Below are 14,607 nucleotides of genomic sequence, written 5' to 3' on the forward strand. Positions count from 1 at the left end.
TCCCTCAACCGATCTTGCGTGCGGTGTTGATGACGTTGATGCCATTGAAGCGCGCGGTACTCGAACCATGCGAGACTGCGCTCACCTGGCTCGGCTGGCCTTTGCCGTCGAAGAACGAGCCGCCCATGCGCCAGTCGCGCTCGTCGCAGATGGCCGAGCAGGCGTTCCAGAATTCCTGGGTATTGGTCTGGTAAGCCACGTCTTCCAGCTGGCCGGTGATCTTGCCGTTCTTGATCTCGTAGAACAGCGTGCCGCCGAACTGCGAGTTGTAGCGCTGCTGGTCGATCGAATACGAGCCGCGGCCCAGGATGTAGATGCCCTTCTTGACGTCCTTGACCAGTTCGTCCGGAGTCAGGCGTGCCTTGCCGGCTTCCAGCGAGATGTTCGGCATGCGCTGGAACTGGATGGTGCTCCAGCTGTCGGCGTAGGAGCAGCCGTGCGATTCCTTCTCACCGATGATGTGGGCCTGGTCGCGCGTGGCCTGGTAGTTGACCAGGATGCCGTTGCGGATGATGTCCCACTTCTTGGCCGGTACGCCTTCGTCGTCGTAGCCGATCAGGCCGAGCGAGCCCGGCGTGGTGCGGTCGGCAACGAAGTTCACGCGCTCGGAGCCGTACTTGAATTTCTTCGACTCCCACTTGTCCAGGCCCACGAAGCTGGTGCCGGCGTAGTTGGCTTCGTAGCCGAGCACGCGGTCGAGTTCCGTCGGGTGTCCGACGTTTTCGTGGATGGTCAGGAACAGGTGTTCGGGCGACAGCACCAGGTCGTACTTGCCCGGCTCGACCGACTTGGCGCTGAGCTTGTCGCGCGCCTGCTTGCCCGCCAGCCTGGCGTCCTCGATGATGTCGTAGGAGTTGGTGTACAGGGTGGTCACGCCGCCGGCGGCCTGCACCTTGTCGCTGGCCTTGGCGTCGAAGTATTCGTAGCCCATGCTCACCGGCGAGGACAGGCCCGCGCGCGAGCGGAACTTGCCGCTGGCCTTGTCGACCGCGGTCGCATTGATCGGCGCCCACAGGCGGTGGATGTCCTGGTCGATGTAGGAGCCGTCGGTGGAGGCGAAGTACTTCTGCTGGTTGATCTGGAACAGCGACGCGGTCATGAAGCTCGCGCCGGCGGCCATGCCCGCCTTGTTGGCGGCGATCAGCATCTCGGCCTTGTCCTTGACCGGGATGCCGCGCCAGTCCTTCTTGACCGGGGTGGCCCAGGCCACTTCGCCCACGCCTTTTACGGGGGCGAGGCGCACCGGCTCGGTCTGCAGCTTGGCGTTGGCCTTGGCGATGGCCACCGCCTGGCGCGCGGCGTTGGCGATGCCGTCCGGGGTCAGGTTGTTGGTCGAGGCGAAGCCGTAGGCGCCGTTGGCGATCACGCGCACGCCGACGCCGGTCGATTCGGTGTTGCTGATGTTCTCGACGTTCAAGTCGCGCGTGATGATGAACTGGTTCAGGTAGCGTCCGATGCGCACGTCGCAGTAGGACGCGCCGGCCTTGGTGGCGGCGTTCAACGCGGTGTCGGCCAAGGCCTTCTTGGCGCTGGTGGGCATGACGCTCATCAGTTCATCGGCGGCGATGGCGTTGCCGAAGACGGGGATGAGCATGGCGCCCGCGGTGCCGGCGCCAATCTGGAGGAATTTACGACGTTCCATGTGTGTTTTCCGTATGCGTTCACCCGCGGCCCGAGAACGTCATCCCGGCGCAGGCCGGGATCCAAGTTTAACGCCGACACGACGCAGCGGAATTGGATTCCGGCCTTCGCCGGAATGACGGTTTTAAGGCCGCGGGATAACTGTTGCTTAAACCGCGTCCGACAGCGACGTGAAGTTGAAATCGCGGATCTTCATCGACGGGATCAGCATCGAGTAGTTCGCCTCGTCGCCGCCGATCACCAGCGGCTTGCCGATCTCCTCGATGTTGTTCAGCATGCTCACCGGGCTCTCGTTGAAGCGGAAGTTCTTGATCGGGTGCTTGACCTTGCCGTTCTCGATGTAGAAAGTGCCGTCGCGGGTCAGGCCCGTCACCAGCACCGACTGCGGGTCCACCATGCGGATGTACCAGGTGCGGGTCACCAGCACGCCCTTCTTGGTGTTGGCGATCAGCTCGGCCGTGCTCTTGTCAGTGCCGGCCATGATGATGTTGCCGGCGCTGCCGATGGCGCGCTGGCCCTTCTGCTTGGCCCAGTACTGCGAGTAGTTCAGCGCATTGATGCGGCCGTCCTTCACCAGGTGGGTCCGTTCGCGCGGCAGCATGTTGCCGTCCCACGGCAGCACCGGCACGTCCTTGTCCCACGGGTCGGACCAGATGTTGACCTGCTGGTCGAACAGTTTGTCGCCCAGGCGGTTCTGGCCGCCTTTTTTCGACAGGAAGCTGCGGCCCTCGTCGGCCATGCGGGCATTGAAGCCGCCGATCATGAAGGTCAGGAGGTCGCTGGTGGCGGATGGCTCCATCACCACGGTGTAGCGGCCCGGCTCGAGGGCCTTGGCGTCCACCGAGCGCAGCGCCTTCTCGATGGCCACGTCGGCCGCTTCGCGCGGATCGAAACGGGCGACGTCGCGCGCCGAGCGCTTGACCCAGCCCGAACCGCGGCCGTCTTCGGTCCGCACGGTGCAGGTGAAGTCGAGCGAGGTGGCGACCTGGTGGCCGAACACGCCGTTCGAGTTGGCCACGGTTTCAAACGTTTCGCGGTCGGTGAAGAAGCCGGCCGAGACCAGGCCCTTCTTGCGGCAGGCTTCCATCGCGTAGGCGGCGGCCTGGGCGCGGAATTCCGGGTCAATCTCGGCGGTGCGCTTGACGTAGGTCTCGGACGACTTGTAGCCGGTCTTGGCGATCGCCGGCATGAATTCCGGATTCTCCGGCGCCAGGCGCGCCAGGTCCTCGGCGCGGCGCACGGCTTTTTCCAGCGACTTGTCGTCGAACTCGTTGATGGTGGCGGTGCCCTGGCGCTTGCCGAAGGCCACCTGCACGGTGAGGCGGGTATCGTCGGCCAGGCCGGCGGTGGACACGGCGTTACGTGCGAAACGGATGTTGCCGATGCGGGCGCCTTCGATGTTGACGATGCACTCGTCGGCCTTCGAGAGCGACAGCACCCGGTCGGTGATGCGCTTGGTCTGGTCCTGGGTAAGGATGCTCATGAGGGTCCTCTTGCCTTAGCCGATCTTGCGGGCGGTGTTGATCACGTTGATGCCGTTGAAGCGCGCGGTCGACGACCCGTGCGACACGATGCTGATCTGCGGCGGCTGGCCCTTGCCGTCGAAGAAGGAGCCGCCCATGCGCCAGTCGCGCTCGTCGCAGATGGCGGTGCAGGCGGTCCAGAATTCCTGGGTGTTGGCCTGGTAGGCCACGTCTTCCAGCATCTGGCCGATCTTGCCGTCCTTGATCTCGTAGAACAGCTGGCCGCCGAACTGGGCGTTGTAGCGCTGCTGGTCGATTGAGAAGGAGCCGTCGCCGACGATGTAGATGCCCTTCTTGATGTCCTTGACCATCTCGTCCGGGGTCAGCTTCTTCTTGCCCGCCGCGAGCGACACGTTCGGCATGCGCTGGAACTGCACCGAGTTCCACGAGTCGGCGTACGAGCAGCCGTGCGATTCCTTCTCGCCGATGATGTGGGCCTGGTCGCGGGTGGCCTGGTAGTTGACCAGGATGCCGTCCTTGATGATGTCCCACTTCTTGGTCTTGACGCCTTCATCGTCGTAGCCGATGGCGCCGAGCGAACCCGGGGTCGTCTTGTCGGCGAACAGGTTGACGATCGGGTTACCGTATTTAAACTTCTTCGATTCCCATTTATCCAGGGTGGCGAAGCTGGTGCCGGCGTAGTTGGCTTCGTAGCCGAGCACACGGTCCAGTTCCGTCGGGTGTCCAACGTTTTCGTGGATGGTCAGCCACAGGTGTTCCGGCGACAGCATCAGGTCGTACTTGCCCGGGAGGACCGATTTGGCGGTCAGCTTGGCCTTGGCATCGCGGCCCGCGGCGCGCGCGTCCTCGATGATGTCGTAGGTATCGGTGTACAGGGTAGCAACGCCGCCCGCAGCCTTGATCTTGTGCTCCTTGAGGCCATCCAGGTATTCATAGCCCTTGCCGACCGGCGCACCCAGGCCGGAGCGCGAGCGGAACTTGCCGGTGGTCTTGTCGACGGCGGTCGCCTGGAACGGGGCCCACAGGCGGTGCACGTCCTGCTCGATGTAGGAGCCGTCGGTGGAGGCGAAGTACTTCTGCTGGTTCACCTGGAACAGCATCGAATTCATGAAGGTCGCGCCGCCCTCCATGCCGGCCTTGTTGGCGGCGATGAGCAGGTCTGCCTTCTCCTTGATCGGCACCGCGCGCCAGTCCTTCTTGATCGGGGTGGACCAGGAGACATCGCCGACGCCCTTCACTGGTGCAAGGCGCACCGGTTCGGACTGCAGCTTGGCATTGGCCTTGGCAATCGCCACCGCCTGGCGCGCCGCATTGGCGATGCCGTCGTTGCTCATGTCCGAGGTGGCGGCAAAGCCGTAGGCGCCGTTCGCGATCACGCGCACGCCGACGCCGGCCGACTCGGTGTTCGCCACGTTCTCCACGTTCAGGTCGCGCGTGGTGATGAACTGGTTCAGGTAGCGGCCGATGCGCACGTCGGCATAGCTGGCGCCGGCCTTGGTGGCGGCGTTCAGCGCGACGTCGGCCAGCGCCTTCTTGGCGGCCGTGGGCATGGAGCTGAGCAGTTCGTCCGCGGCAATCGCGCGGGTGAAGGGGACGAGCGTGGAGGCGAGCGCCAGGCTGCTGAAATTGAGAAAGGTACGGCGTTCCATAAAGTCTCCTGAAATCAACCTACTTCTGGGCAGCGGTCCCGCCTTGTGGTGCGGCCCGCTCTTGTATTTACTACGGAGGGAGTGGTTTCGACAGGGCTGATGGCCCCGCTAAACTTGTCAACCTTAGCAGCAACTCGAGGTTTTGAATAGGCAATTGTTGTGCCAGATCAAAGCACGTTTTAAACCCATGATTTGGTGGACGTCGACTGTCCGCGCAAAGTGTCCGCGCAGGTGTCCGGGCGTCCGCCGCGGACACTGAGGCGGACATGTTGTCGAGTGAAACATATGCATGTTTGAAGAACGCTTGACTGTCCGGCAAGTGTGGCCGATCATCAGCGCGGCGGCGGCGTCCCGCCCGGCCGCGCACAATCAACTGGAGACTTCGAACCGATGAAACGACTGATCCTGGCCGCCATGCTGGCCACCGGCCTGGCCGGCGCCGCCGGCACCGCACTGGCGGACGACGCCCTGAAAGCCGCCATCGCGGGCGAACACCGCAGCGCCGCCAACAAGGCGCGCGACGCGGCGCGCCATCCGTACGAGACGCTCACCTTCTTCGGCATCAAGCCCAACATGACGGTGGTGGAGCTGGCGCCCGGCGGCGGCTGGTACACCGAGATCCTGGCGCCCTACCTGCGCCAGAACGGCAAGCTGATCGCCGCGGGCCAGGCCTTCGTGCCGGAAAAGCGCGGCGGCATGGCGCTCAAGCAGAAGTTCGAGGCCACGCCGGCGATCTACGACAAGGTGGTCCCGGCCGTGTTCGAGCCGCCTGCGACCTACCAGATCGCGGCGCCGAACAGCGTCGACATGGTGCTCACCTTCCGCAACCTGCATAACTGGGTCGGCAACGGCGAGGACGCGCTGAAGAACACCTTCAAGGAAATCCACAAGGTGCTCAAACCGGGCGGCGTGCTGGGCGTGGTCGACCATCGGCTGCCGGCATCGATGACGCAGGACGCCAAGGCCTCGAGCGGCTACGTGCACGAAGCCTGGGTCATCAAGACCATCGAAGGCGCCGGCTTCAAGCTGGCCGCCAAGTCCGAGGTGAACGCCAACCCGAAGGACACCGCCAACCACGAAAAAGGCGTGTGGACCCTGCCGCCGGTGCTGTCCAACAAGGACAAGGACCGCGAGAAGTACATGGCAATCGGCGAGAGCGACCGCATGACGCTCAAGTTCGTGAAACAATAAGCGCAACGCGGAGGCATCAGCCCCCCCTTGTGAGGTTTTGTGTATTTCCTTCGGCGGCAAGCGTGTATATTCTTGCCACTCGTACCGTTGAGCCACCGAAGGAACCCATGAAAACCGCACGCCTCGCCGCCGCCGTGGCATTCGCCCTGAGCGGCCTTGTCCACGCCCAGGACACCTCCCCGCCTCCAGCACCGACTCCCGCCACGCCGCCCTCGCCGGCCGTCGCCACGCCGTCCGCCACCAAGGCGCCGGCCCTGCCGGCGGTCGAGAACTCGGTGGTCAAGATCTTCGCCACCGTGCGCCGCCCGGACCCGTACAAGCCCTGGACCAAGGCCTCGCCGGCCGACGTCACCGGCTCGGGCGTCATCATCGAGGGCAAGCGCATCCTGACCAACGCCCACGTAGTCGGCTACGCCAGCCAGGTCGAGGTGCAGGCCAGCCAGTCCGGCGACCGGGTGCCCGCCAAGGTGATCGCACTGGCGCGCGGCCTGGACCTGGCCGTGCTGGAACTCGAAGACCCGTCCTTCTTCGACAAGCGACCGCCGGTGCAGCGCGCCGCCGTGCTGCCGGACGTGCGCGAAGCGGTCTTCGCCTACGGCTATCCGGTCGGTGGCAACTCGCTGTCGACCACCCGCGGCATCGTCTCGCGCGTGGAATTCGTCGGCTACGGCTCGTTCAGCTCGGGCCTGCGCATCCAGATCGACGCGCCGATCAACCCGGGCAACAGCGGCGGCCCGGTCATCGCGGGCGACAAGATGATCGGCCTGGCCTTCTCGATGGCGGCCAATGCCCAGAACATCGGCTACGTGATCCCGAACGAAGAAATCGAGCTGTTCCTGAAGGACGTGGCGGACGGCCGCTACGACGGCAAGCCGCTGCTGCACGACAGCTTCCAGAACCTGGAGAACACGGGCCTGCGCCAGTACCTGAAGATCGACAAGTCGGTGGAAGGCGCGCTGGTGCACCGTCCGTACAAGAACGATGCCAGCTGGCCGCTGAAGGAAGGCGACATCGTCACCCACGTCGGCGAGCACCCGATCGACAACCAGGGCATGGTGAAGCTGGGTTCGAACCTGCGCGTACGCTTCCAGTACCGCATCCAGCAGCTGGCGAAGGACGGCAAGGTGCCGATGTCGATCATCCGCGCCGGCAAGCCGATGAAGGTCGAGGTGCCGACCAGCGGACCGCGTCCGCTCCTGATTCCGGACCTGAACGGCGGCTATCCGTCCTACTTCGTGTACGGCCCGGTGGTGTTCACCCGCGCCACCAGCGAATTCCTGTCCTTCATGGTGGCGAGTGCGCCGGCGGCGAATGCCTATGCCTTTAACGACAGCCCCCTGATCACGCGGCGCGGCGATTCGCCGGATGCGGCGCGTGACGAGCTGGTGGTGATCAGCGGCCCGTTCTTCCCGCACCCGCTGGTCCGCGGCTACAACAACCGCTTCGGTTCGGTGGTCGATACGGTCAACGGCGTCAAGATCCGCAGCCTGGCCCACCTGGTGTCGACGCTGCGCGACCTGAAGGACGAGCACGTCGTGTTCAAGTTCGACCAGCGCTATGGCGAGAACATGATCCTGCCGCGCAAGGCGGTGCTGGATGCGACCGAAGGGATCCTGTCGGATAACGGGATTCGGACGCAGGGGTCGGAGGATATGATGAAGGTGTGGAACGGGAAGTGAGCTAACGCTGCTCACCGAGAAATTGGGTTCCCGCCTGCGCGGGAACGACGGTTTTAAATCTACTAGCCTAAAAACCGTCATCCCCGCGCAGGCGGGGATCCAATTTCAACAGTGCCGGTATTAAACCTTCTTGTCCTTCTTCACCGGGGTGAACAGCAGATCCTGGAAGTCATAGCTGAAGTCGGTCTCCGTCGACACCGGCTTCATGCGCACCCGTTCGATGCTACCGTCGTGGTCCAGCGAGAAGGTGACGTAGGCATCCGCATTGAAGTTGCGCTCCTTCCAGCGCACGATGAAGGTGTCGTGCTGGAAGTGCTCCATCTCCCCGGTCAGGTCCGGCGTCTTCGCGAACGACAGCACCAGCTTGTTGTTCACGCGTTTGATCGACGCCTTGCCATACCACGCATCCTCATACTCCCCTTCGTAGGACGCCAGCGGCAGCGACGGCTTCGAGCTCGCCGCGCGCGTCGCGGATTCGCCCTTGATGCGGGCCGCTTCCTTGGCCTGGTTCTCGCGGTCGATGTCGGCGATGCGGCCGATCCAGTCGGTCGGCGTCACGCCCAGGTGCTGGTCCAGCAGGCGGTACTGCAGCGCGTTCAGCGAGGGGCCGCTTTCGGCGTTGGTGAAGATCGCGATGCCCAGCTTCGACTCCGGCACCAGCAGCACGCGGGTGTAGAAGCCCTGCAGCGCGCCGCCGTGCATCGCCACCAGCTTGCCCTGGTAGTCGCGCAGCTGGAAGCCCAGGCCGTAGGCATAGAAGTTCGGCTTGGTGGCGGCCAGCGGCGCGCGCGGCGTGTTGATGGTCATCGGGGTCTGCGCGGTCCACATCTCGCGCGCCTGCTTGTCCGACCACAGGCGCACGTCCTTGCCGTCCGCGCCCTTGCCCAGCTTGCCGCTGTCCAGCAGCACGTTCATCCAGCGCGCGATGTCCTCGGCATTGGTGTTGATGCCGACCGCGCCGACCGCGTTCCCCACCGGCATCGGTTTTACGGGAACGGCCTTGCCGTTGATCTTGCTGTGCGGCGCCGACACGTTGGCGAACTTCGCGTTTTCTTCCAGGCTGGTGGTGGTGTTCGCCATGCCGACCGGCTTGAGGATCCACTCGTGCATGGTCTCGCCCCAGGTCTTGCCCGACTTGGCGGCGATGATCTTGCCGGCCACGATGTAGAGCAGGTTGTCGTAGGCGTAGGCGCTGCGGAAGCTGGTGGCCGGCTTGATGTAGCGGAGGTTGTGGATGATCTCGTCGGTGCTGAAATTGGTGGTCGGCCACCACATCAGGTCACCGGCGCCTAGCCCCAGGCCGCTGCGGTGCACCAGCAGGTCGCGGATGGTCATCTCGGCGGTGACGTAGGCGTCGTACATGCGGAAGTCCGGCAGGTGCTTGATCACCGGGTCGTCCCAGCCCAGCTTGCCCTGGTCGACCAGCATGGCCAGCGCCGCGGCCGTAAAGGCCTTGGAGTTCGAGGCGATCTCGAAGATGGTCTTGCCGTCGACCCTGGCCGGCTCGCCGCGCTTGCGCACGCCGAAGCCTTCGGCCGCCAGGACCTTGCCGTCCTTGACCACGGCGATGGCGATGCCCGGCACGTCGAATTCCTTCATGACGCGTTCGACGTCGGCGCGCAGGTCGTAGGCAGGCGCGACGGCAGCGCTGGCGGGCGCGGCGTCCTGCGCGAATACGGCGCCGGTGGCAGTAGCGGTCAGCGCGAGCAGGGCCGCGGCTGCAATGCGATTCATGGCAAACACTCTGTTCATCCCTCTTTGGTTGATCGTTATTTGGTCATCTGCTTGTCGACGCTGCCCTGCGTCTCCGGGTGGTAGCGCTCGCGCGCCGCCTTGTACACGCGCTCGGCCCAGGCCCGGTCGTCAAGGTTGGCGCGCAGCGCGCCGTACAGCGGCACCACGAACTTCTGGCGGCCCACGCTCATCAGGAAGGCTTCCAGGTTCGGGCGGATGCCGCGGTAGCCGGCGTGTACCGAAGCGCGGTAGAAGCGGAAGGCCACTTCATTGTTGCCGGTCTTGGCCAGGCCGTAGGCCTTGTCCAGTTCTTCCAGCTTGGCGGCATCGGCCTTGTTGTCGATGTCGTTCAGGAACTTCATCCACTCGGCGGCGTTCCAGTCCTTGGCAGGCAGCTGGGCAGTCTTGATGTCGCCCTTGAGCCAGCGCGCGGTGGTGTCGTTCAGCTTGGCCAGGCGGGTCGAGACGGCGCGGGTAGCGCTGGCCGGGATGCCCGGGCCGTACAGCCACTCGTCCAGCTCGGCGTCGCTCATGATCTTCGGGTTCTTGGCCAGCAGGTTCGCGCGCAGGAAAGCGACGAACTGGTCGGTGGTCACGCTCTGGAAGGCGTGCTGGTCGAACCAGCTGCGGAGAAAAGTGTCGAAGGCGGCGCGGCCGGCGCGCTGCTCGAGGGTGCGCAAGAACCAGGCGCCCTTCGGATAGGCCAGACCCTGATCCGTGTAGTGCTCGGAACTGGTGTCCGGGTCGCGCGTGAGGAGGGCCTGCTGCGCCAATGGGATGTCCTTCAGCGAATCGAGCGCTTCCTCCTGCTCGAGCTGCAGGTTCATGGTCGCCACTTCCTCGCCGTACATCTTCTCGAGGATGCGGGTGGTGACGTAGGTGGTGAAGCCTTCGTTGAGCCACCAGTGCTTCCACGAGGCGTTGGTCACCAGGTTGCCCGACCAGCTATGCGCCAGCTCGTGCGAGACCAGGTCCACCAGGCTGCGGTCGCCCGCGATCATGGTCGGGGTCAGGAAGGTCAGGCGCGGGTTTTCCATGCCGCCGATCGGGAAGGACGGCGGCAGCACCAGCATGTCGTAGCGTCCCCAGCGATACGGCCCGTACAGTGATTCGGCCGCGGCCACCATCTTCTCGGTGTCGGCCAGCTCGTATTCGGCGGCCTTGATGCGCATCGGCTCGGCGTAGACGCCGGTGCGCGGGCCCAGGGTGCGCGCTTCCAGCTCGCCGATGCCGATGGCGATCAGGTAGGACGGCACCGGCTGCGGCATGGTGAATTTCCAGCCGCCCTTGCCGGTGGCCTTGGGGTCGTTATCGGCGCTCATCACGACGCGCATGCCTTCCGGGGCCTGGATGCGCGCGGTGTAGGTGAAGCGCACCGCCGGGGTGTCCTGGATCGGCACGAAGGAGCGCGCGGCGATCGGCTGCGACTGGCTGAACATGAAGGGGTACTTGCCCGACATGGTCTGCTTCGGCGTGAGCCACTGCAGCGCCGGCGCGGTGGGCGCGGTCTGGTAGTGGATGCGCACCTTGCCCGGCTGGCCGGGCAGCGCGATGTGCAGCGCCTGGCCTTTTTCGGCATCCAGCTTGTCGAGGGTGTACTTGACCGGCTTCCACGCCCCTTTCGCGTCCTGCGCCTCGATCTTCGAGATCTTCAGCTCACGGGTGTCGAGGTCCAGCGTGGTGGCCGACTTGTCGATCCAGTTCAGGGTCAGGTCGGCGTAGCCGGCCAGGGTCTTGCGCGCGAAGTCGGCCTTCAGGTCCAGGTGCAGGGCGGTGGTCTTGACCTGGTCGTATTTGGCGTAGCTGAGGGGGTCGAGTGCGAACGCGTAGGCGCTCCACTGGCAGATAAAGGCGCAGGCCGAGGCGCGCAGCAGGGTGCTAGTCTTCATGGTCTCTCGCGTGGAAGGAAGCGGGCAGAATAGCATCTTCGATCGTGGCCGGAAAGCACCGCAATGGCGCTGGCGCGCGCTGTAAGGACAGAGGGCTCTGCTATGATCCGGGCTTTCGTACCTGCCGCTTCATGGACGCTTTTCTCGTATCGACCGGCATCGTGGGACTTGCCGAGATGGGCGACAAGACCCAGCTGCTGGCCTTCCTCCTCGCCGCCCGCTTTCGCCGCCCTTTGCCGATCGTGTTCGGCATTTTTGTTGCGACCGTGTGCAACCACGCTTTCGCCGCCGCCGTCGGCGCCCTGGTGAGCGAACTGCTTGGCGCGGGCGTGATGCGCTGGGTGCTGGGCCTGTCCTTCCTCGCCATGGCCGCCTGGGTTATGGCGCCCAGCAAGGTGGATGCGGACGAGGCGCCGCTGGCGCGCTTCGGTGTCTTCCTGACCACCGTGCTGGCCTTCTTTATCGCCGAAATGGGCGACAAGACGCAGGTGACCACCGTGGCCCTGGCGGCGCGCTACGAATCGATGGCGGCGGTCGTCGCCGGCACCACCTTGGGCATGATGCTGGCGAACGTGCCGGCGGTGGTGTTCGGCGAGCGCATCGCCAAGTGCGTGCCGCTGAAGCTCGTGCACGGGCTGGCGGCGCTGATCTTTGCGGTGCTGGGCGTGGCTACCCTGCTGGGTGCGGGCGCGCCGCTCGGCTTCTGATCCCCTACTCCTGCGTCACCCACACCGGCGCCGACCACAGCACATTGCCGTCTTCCTGGGTCACCCGCGCATAGAAGAGGTGCTTCCCCGGCGCCGGCGTGAAGGTGCTGGTGGCCAGGTTCGAGACTTCGGTGACGGCGCCGTTCCGCCCCGGCACGCCCGCCACGATCGACACCGCCGCCACCTTCTTGCTCGCGCTCGATGCAAAGTTGGCAACCAGCGTGAGCGGCCCGCGGTTGGTGAAGCGCTCCCCCATCATTTTCCCGTTCGCGGTGAGGATCAGCTGCGAACCCTTGTCCATGGTGGCGAACACGCGCCGCGCCTTGAGCGCCTCCACAAAACTGTCGCGCGTGAGCGCCGTCCCGTTGGGCAGCAGGATGCCAGTGCGGTTGGTGTAGGACGCGCCCCAGTTGGCGCAGTGGTTGTCCTGGTTGGTGCTGAAGGCCACGTGGTAGCCGGCTTCCAGCAGCTTGTTGCAGGCCTGCTCGAAGTTGCTGCGCCGGGTCTCGTTCTCGGTGTCGTTGGTGGAGAAGGCGGTGCTGTTCATCACCTCGCACAGCGCCATCGCCTCGTCGCCGTCGGGCGTGTAGGCGAGCGGCACGCCGTTGACCTTGAACTGCCCGCTGTGCGCGGGATGGTTGAACTGCCCCACCCAGCCGCGCTCGCGCATCAGGGTGTAGAGCGCGCCGTAGTCGCTGCGCGCGGTCCGCGTATCGGCCAGCAGTTCGCCCAGGGCGTTGGTCTCCCAGCCCAGCAGCTCGTCGCTGTTGAAGATGTTGACATGGCCGCCGTTGTTGATCACGCCCCACTCCATGCCGTACAGCGCCAGGAAGCCCGGCTTGGTGGCATTGAAGGCGGCGGCGCTGGCCAGGCCGGCCTTGTACAGGTCTTTCGCCTTGGCCGGGTCGGCATTGGGGTCGGTACCGTCCGAGCCGTCGTACATGTGGTTGTGCTCGGAGACGGCCAGGATGTCGAGGCCGCGGCCGCGCGCATAGGCGAAGGCGGCTTCGGGACCGTACTTGGCCTTGAGCGGATCCTGAGCGCCCTTGCAGGCGTCGAGGGCGGCGCCGCCGTCGCTGTGGTTGCTCTGGCTGTGCAGGTTGGCCAGGTAGACCGTGTAGGGCAGCGAGGCGGCGGCCGGTGCTGCCGCCGCACCTGTGGAAGCGGCGTCGCGCGCGCCCGGCAGCGGGGTAAAGCGCGGCGTGCGCTGCGCCGGCGGGGCGCCGACGGCGATCTGCCAGTCCTGCTCGACGGCGTCGTGGTGATCATCGTGGGGGACGCCGCGCAGGACGGCGCGCATGCGCACCCGGTACAGGCCGGCGGGCGCGGACGTGCCCTTGAGCCGGCCATCCCAGGCGACCCGGACAAGGGCGGTCTCTCCGGAGATGCGGCTGTTGCCACGCCAAAGCCGGACAGCGCGCCCCTCTGGGTTGACCAGCTCCAGCTTCCAGTACACGGTGCCCGGCTGTTCCAGGCCGGGATAGCTGAAGTTCAGGCTGAAGGTTCGGCGCGCATCCGCTGTGCCCTGGAAGGGCGCGTGCAGGGTAGCTTCGAATTCCTTGTGCTCGGCCGGGGCCGCGAACGCGCTGTTGCAGGACAGGGCCAGCAGCAGCGCACCAATAGTGGGGGGCAGGAAGGTGGTTTTCATAATGCAATTTTTGCAATTGCATGGGAAAACACCTTGCGCCGATTCGTCTCAACAATTGTAAATTTATCTACAAGTGTTGAGCCAATTTAAGTGCCCTGCAGACTCCTCAACCAGTCCTAGAAATGGAAGTCCGCCCGCACCATCGGCGTGCTGGCGCGCTGCCCCGCCCCGCCGGTCGTCCGGCGCGAATTGCCGAACTTGTTGTTCCAGAACTGGTAGCCGACGCCGACCCGGACCTTGTTCTTCGCGTAGCCCAGGCGCGGGCCGACGTCATACATGAAAGCGAAGTCCAGGTTGGTCTCGGCGCTGGTCGGAGCGCCGGTCTCGTCCAGCCCCTTGGCGGCGATGAAGTTCAGGAAGCCTTCGAAGGACCAGCCCTCGGCCACCGGGATGCCCCAGCTGGCGGCCAGCATCGGATGGGTGTCGTAGGTATAGCGTCCGCGCACGTTGGCGATCGGCGGGAAGGGTCCGCTCGGCGCATTCGATTCGCGCAGCCACAGGATGCTGGTATTCAGGAAGCCCGGCACGTCCCACATCAGGGTCGGGCCGGCGACCAGCATGCGCTTGCGCGAGTTGTAGCCGACGTCGTCCTTGTGGTTGATGTCGAAGCCGACCGTCAGGCCCACGCCTTTTACTTTACCGAAGCGGATTTCCTGGCCGCGCAGGGCGCCGATGTCGAGCGTGTGGCGGTACAGCAGGTAGCCCTCGAGCGCGCCGCTGTCGCTGCCCAGGTCGCGCGGGTCGGTACTGTCGGACTTGAGCACGTCCAGGTTCAGGTAGTTGCTGCCGTACTTGTAGCCGCTGGCGTGGGTGAACGCCACGATGTGCTTCTTGATGTGCTCCGGATTGAAGGGCTCGGCGAAGCGGGTGCCGTAGCGGTAGCTGATGGCGTTGTCGCTCCAGTCCACCGCGCTTGCCGGCGCGGCGCAGCACAGCAGGGCGGCGCAGGCGGCGCCGCTCCATGTCGTCAATCGTTTACTCATGT

Annotated in this window: 10 protein-coding genes; 3 read left to right on the plus strand and 7 right to left on the minus strand. The window is 65.2% G+C overall.

From position 1 onward, the window contains the following. Nucleotides 1-4 precede the first annotated feature (4 nt). The 3 genes from YWC_RS0121790 to YWC_RS0121800 all read right to left on the minus strand — a co-directional run bounded on the left by YWC_RS0121790 (nt 5) and on the right by YWC_RS0121800 (nt 4,774). Entirely contained in the window at nt 5-1,642 is a 1,638-nt protein-coding gene (locus tag YWC_RS0121790) for a TldD/PmbA family protein (RefSeq protein ID WP_027867298.1), read from the minus strand. Nucleotides 1,643-1,789: 147 nt separating this feature from the next. Beyond that, nucleotides 1,790-3,124 carry a TldD/PmbA family protein gene (locus YWC_RS0121795; protein WP_027867299.1) on the minus strand — a complete coding sequence of 445 codons (1,335 nt, stop codon included), beginning with the start codon at nt 3,122-3,124 and terminating at the stop codon, nt 1,790-1,792. Nucleotides 3,125-3,139: 15 nt separating this feature from the next. After that, nucleotides 3,140-4,774, minus strand: coding sequence for a TldD/PmbA family protein (locus YWC_RS0121800; RefSeq protein ID WP_027867300.1), 1,635 nt, complete (start codon nt 4,772-4,774; stop codon nt 3,140-3,142). A gap of 390 nt (nt 4,775-5,164) precedes the next feature. Here YWC_RS0121800 and YWC_RS0121805 point away from each other — a divergent pair, with 390 nt between their 5' ends. Next, nucleotides 5,165-5,965 (plus strand): class I SAM-dependent methyltransferase, encoded by an 801-nt coding sequence (locus YWC_RS0121805; protein WP_027867301.1) that lies wholly within the window; start codon nt 5,165-5,167, stop codon nt 5,963-5,965. 107 nt (nt 5,966-6,072) lie between these two features. Beyond that, complete coding sequence (locus tag YWC_RS0121810; protein WP_027867302.1) at nt 6,073-7,644, plus strand: S1C family serine protease; 1,572 nt, start codon at nt 6,073-6,075, stop codon at nt 7,642-7,644. Between the two features lie 120 nt (nt 7,645-7,764). On the opposite strand, the gene YWC_RS0121815 is transcribed toward YWC_RS0121810, so the two are convergent. Both YWC_RS0121815 and YWC_RS0121820 read right to left on the minus strand, forming a co-directional pair. Then, nucleotides 7,765-9,378 carry a serine hydrolase gene (locus tag YWC_RS0121815; RefSeq protein ID WP_027867303.1) on the minus strand — a complete coding sequence of 538 codons (1,614 nt, stop codon included), beginning with the start codon at nt 9,376-9,378 and terminating at the stop codon, nt 7,765-7,767. 35 nt (nt 9,379-9,413) lie between these two features. Further along, nucleotides 9,414-11,267, minus strand: coding sequence for a M1 family metallopeptidase (locus YWC_RS0121820; protein ID WP_027867304.1), 1,854 nt, complete (start codon nt 11,265-11,267; stop codon nt 9,414-9,416). Nucleotides 11,268-11,398: 131 nt separating this feature from the next. On the opposite strand from YWC_RS0121820, the gene YWC_RS0121825 reads away from it, so the two are divergent. Next, the gene (locus tag YWC_RS0121825) at nt 11,399-11,974 is read left to right on the plus strand and encodes a TMEM165/GDT1 family protein (RefSeq protein ID WP_027867305.1); all 576 of its coding nucleotides are present in this window, start codon (nt 11,399-11,401) and stop codon (nt 11,972-11,974) included. Between the two features lie 4 nt (nt 11,975-11,978). Here the strand turns inward: YWC_RS0121825 and YWC_RS0121830 are convergent, their stop codons facing one another. Further along, entirely contained in the window at nt 11,979-13,622 is a 1,644-nt protein-coding gene (locus YWC_RS0121830) for a CehA/McbA family metallohydrolase (protein WP_027867306.1), read from the minus strand. A gap of 116 nt (nt 13,623-13,738) precedes the next feature. Beyond that, nucleotides 13,739-14,605, minus strand: coding sequence for a hypothetical protein (locus YWC_RS0121835; protein ID WP_027867307.1), 867 nt, complete (start codon nt 14,603-14,605; stop codon nt 13,739-13,741). Between the last annotated feature and the right edge of the window lie 2 nt (nt 14,606-14,607).

Source organism: Massilia alkalitolerans DSM 17462 (genome assembly GCF_000427785.1).
GTDB lineage: Bacteria > Pseudomonadota > Gammaproteobacteria > Burkholderiales > Burkholderiaceae_D > Telluria > Telluria alkalitolerans.